Raw genomic sequence first — 3,852 nt, 5'->3', positions numbered from 1 at the left:
GGACAGAGGTCGGTGGGAAAAGTTCCCGGAAGGAGGTCGCTGGTCCCCCCGACTGGAATCGAACCAGTATCCCACGCTTAGGAGGCATGTGCACTATCCATTGTGCTACGGGGAGGACGCAAAGCGAGCGCAATTATAGCTGACGGCGCTGCAATTGTTACAATGCGCGTTTATCGCACTCATTTCCTCCCCGTCATGGCAGTCGTCTCCCTCTCTTCCGCGCAGCTGGCATTTGGCCACCATGCGCTTCTTGACCACGCAGAGTTTGCACTCGAAACCGGCGAGCGCGTCGGCCTGATTGGCCGCAACGGCACGGGCAAGTCTTCGCTGCTGAAGATTATCGCCGGCCGCCAGAAGCTGGACGACGGCCTGCTGGTCATGCAGCAGGGGCTGAAAATCGCCTACGTGGAGCAGGAGCCGCAGTTCGATCCGGAGATGCCGGTGTATGACGCCGTTGCCGCCGGCCTGGGCGAGCTGCCGCAGCTGGCAAAGGACTATGAAGAGCTGACCGCCCAGCTGGGCCACGGCGACGATGATGCCGTAATGGAGCGCATGCACGACATCCAGCTGAAACTGGATGCCGCCGATGCCTGGAACCTGAAGAACAAAGTCGAGCAAACGCTGGACCGCCTGAATCTGGGCAAGGAAGCGAAGATGAACACGCTGTCCGGCGGTATGAAAAAGCGCGTGGCGCTGGCGCGCGCCCTGGTCGCGGCGCCCGACGTGCTGCTGCTGGACGAACCGACCAACCACCTGGACTTCACCTCCATCATGTGGCTGGAAGGCCTGCTGCGCGATTTCAAGGGCAGCATCCTGTTCATTACCCACGACCGCTCCTTCCTGGACAACGTCGCTACGCGCATCATCGAGCTGGACCGCGGCACCTTGCTGTCCTATCCCGGCAACTTCAGCGCCTACCAGACCCGCAAGCAGGAACAGCTGGCGATCGAGGAAGTGGAGAACGCCAAGTTCGACAAATTCCTGGCCCAGGAAGAAGTGTGGATTCGTAAAGGCGTGGAAGCGCGCCGCACCCGCAACGAGGGCCGTGTGCGCCGCCTGGAGCGCCTGCGCGAGCAGCGCGCCGTACGCCGCGACCAGCAGGGACAGGTGCGCCTGGAAGTGGYGTCCGGCGAGCGCTCCGGCAAGATCGTCGCGGAGCTGGAAAACGTCGACAAAGCCTTTGGCGACAAGGTGATCGTCAAGGACTTCAGCAGCATCATCATGCGCGGCGATAAGATTGGCCTGATCGGCGCCAACGGCGCGGGCAAGACCACGCTGCTCAAGCTGATCCTCGGCGAAGAACAGCCGGACGCCGGCACCATCAAGCAGGGCACCAAACTGCAGGTGGCGTACTTCGACCAGATGCGGGCGCAGCTGAACGAAGAAGCCAGCCTGGCCGATACGATTTCGCCGGGTTCCGACTGGGTCGAGATCAACGGCCAGAAGAAGCACGTGATGAGCTATCTGGGCGACTTCCTGTTCGAGCCTGAGCGCGCCCGTTCGCCGGTGCGGACCCTGTCCGGTGGCGAGCGCAACCGCCTGCTGCTGGCGCGCCTGTTCGCCAAGCCCGCCAACGCACTGGTGCTGGACGAGCCCACCAACGACCTCGATATCGATACGCTGGAACTGCTGGAAGAACTGCTGGAAGACTACAACGGCACGGTCTTCCTGGTCAGCCACGACCGCATGTTCCTCGACAATGTGGTGACGCAGGTGATCGTGGCTGAAGGGCAGGGTAAGTGGAAGGAATATGTGGGCGGCTACAGCGACTGGGAGCGCGTGCGCGACGCCACGCAAGCTGCTGCTGCGCCTGTGCCGAAGAAGGCCAGCGCGGCCGCGCCGGCAGCTGCGCCGGCACCGGCACCTGCGGCCAAGCCCAAAAAGCTCAGCTTCAAGGAACAACGCGAGCTGGAAGAGTTGCCGAAACTGATCGCCAAGCTGGAAGACGAGCAGAGCGCGCTCAACGTGACGCTATCCGATCCGGACTTTTACAAGAAGACGCCGGCGGAAGCCAAGCGCCTGAACCAGCGCATCGGCGAAATCGAAGAAGAACTGATGGCCGCGCTCGAACGCTGGGAAGAGATCGAGTCGCGCAGTAGTATTTGATCTGGGTCAACACCTTTTTCTTCAAATTTCCGGTTCGCACTTTCGTGCGCGCCAGCTCAGCAGGACATTGTAATATCTGCAAAACCTTGTCAAAGGAGCAGATTAACAATGTCAGTCCAGCACCCGGAACCACCGATTGCACGGGCCGCCACGGCAGGCCCTGGCGGCGACATCGCAGCAGGCGCAGTCCTGCCGCGGGTACTGCCCTTCGCCATCTATCTGGGCTTCATCGGGGTGCAGGACGTGCTGGAGCGGTCCGGCTTCGCAGCCGACCAGCTGCGCTGGCTGTATGCCATCAAGATCGGCGGGGTTCTGCTGGCGCTGCTGGCCTGCCGCCGTCACTACACTGAACTGAGCCAGGCCCGCCTGTCGCCCGGCATGGCGGTGATCTCCATCGTCACCGGCGTGCTGGTGCTGGCGCTGTGGATCAGCCTGAACGCCGACTGGATGCAGATCGGCAGCTCCACCGGATTCGATCCCACCAACGAAGCAGGCCATATCGACTGGCTGCTGGTCGCTTTGCGCATCGGCGGTGCGGCCCTGATCGTGCCTGTGATGGAAGAGCTGTTCTGGCGCTCCTTCCTGCTGCGCTGGCTGGAAGACAATCGTTTCCTCGCCGTACACCCTTCATCTGTGAAGGTTAAGTCTTTCCTTATCACGGTGCTACTATTCGGCGTCGAACACAACCTGTGGCTGGCCGGAATGGTGGCTGGCGCAGCCTACACCCTGCTCTATATGCGCAGCGGCACCTTATGGGCCCCCACGCTGGCCCACGCCGTCACGAACTGCCTGCTCGGCGTCTGGATTCTCGCGACAGGCAGCTGGACATACTGGTAAAAACAAGAAGGGTCTTTCATGCACAAACCTCTGTCCCAACTCCGTCTGCTGCCTTTGGCTGTTGCGCTGCTCGCTTGCGGCATGGCGCGCGCCGATATCAGCGATACCATCAAACCGTTTGCTTCGGTGGCTTACACCTACGACGACAACCTGCTGCGCGTGCCCGACGACACGCCGGACACCTTCCAGCGCTCGGACCGCGCCACGCAAGCCATTGCGGGCTTCCTGGTCGACCGTCCGATCGGACGCCAGAAACTGACGGGACAGGCGAAAATTTCGCGCGTCACGTTCGACCACTACGACCAGCTCAATTACAACGGCAAGGACTTCAACGCCGATCTGGCCTGGGTCCTCGGCAATCATCTGGACGGCAATCTGGGCGGGGCTTACTCTCAGACGCTGACCCCGTTCAACGACTTCCACAGCGATGACCGCAACCTGCGTACGCAGTACCGCGAGTACATCAACGGTGGCTGGAAATTCCATCCCAGCTGGCGCGCGCGCGCGGGCTTCCAGCGCAACAAATACACCTACGAGCTGCCGGCCCAGAGCATCAATGACCGCACGGAGGATTTGACCGAAGCGGGCATCGATTACCTGGCGCCCAGCGGCAGCAAGGTCGGTCTGGTGGCGCGCCGTCTGAAAGGCAATTACCTGAACGACCGCCGTCTCGGCACGGCCTTCCTGGACGAAGGCTATACCCAGGATGAGCTGAAGCTGAACGTGAACTGGCTCTACAGCGAGATCACGCAGCTGCAGGTGCTGGCGGGTTACGCCAAGCGCAAGCACGACACTTTCACCGATCGCGACAAGAGCGGTGCCAACGGCCGCGTCACGCTGACCTGGAAACCGCGCGTCAAGCTGAAGTTCCAGGGCGACGCATGGCGGGAATTTTCGGCAGTGGAATCG

3 protein-coding genes and 1 tRNA gene are annotated in these 3,852 nt (G+C 61.8%); 3 read left to right on the top strand and 1 reads right to left on the bottom strand.

Annotated elements, in window-relative coordinates; genetic code table 11:
* Positions 1-40: 40 nt before the first annotated feature.
* Positions 41-115: transfer RNA gene (locus AB4Z11_RS26095), tRNA-Arg, on the bottom strand.
* Between the two features lie 80 nt (positions 116-195).
* Here AB4Z11_RS26095 and abc-f point away from each other — a divergent pair.
* The 3 genes from abc-f to epsL all read left to right on the top strand — a co-directional run.
* On the top strand, positions 196-2,106 hold the full coding sequence (abc-f, locus tag AB4Z11_RS26090; protein WP_442028746.1) for a ribosomal protection-like ABC-F family protein: 1,911 nt from the start codon (positions 196-198) through the stop codon (positions 2,104-2,106).
* A gap of 108 nt (positions 2,107-2,214) precedes the next feature.
* Entirely contained in the window at positions 2,215-2,943 is a 729-nt protein-coding gene (locus tag AB4Z11_RS26085) for a CAAX prenyl protease-related protein (protein WP_442028744.1), read from the top strand.
* Between the two features lie 18 nt (positions 2,944-2,961).
* Positions 2,962-3,852 (top strand): XrtB/PEP-CTERM-associated polysaccharide biosynthesis outer membrane protein EpsL (epsL, locus tag AB4Z11_RS26080; RefSeq protein WP_442028743.1); only part of this gene is annotated, 891 nt, incomplete at its 3' end.

The sequence above is a fragment of the Pseudoduganella sp. RAF53_2 genome, assembly GCF_052113985.1.
Lineage (GTDB): Bacteria > Pseudomonadota > Gammaproteobacteria > Burkholderiales > Burkholderiaceae_D > Rugamonas.
This window is presented reverse-complemented; position numbering and strand designations above follow the sequence as displayed.

Bases quoted from the DNA above. Each gene is read 5' to 3' on its own strand.
- AB4Z11_RS26085 (WP_442028744.1), top strand. From the start codon at position 2,215: ATGTCAGTCCAGCACCCGGAACCACCGATTGCACGGGCCGCCACGGCA.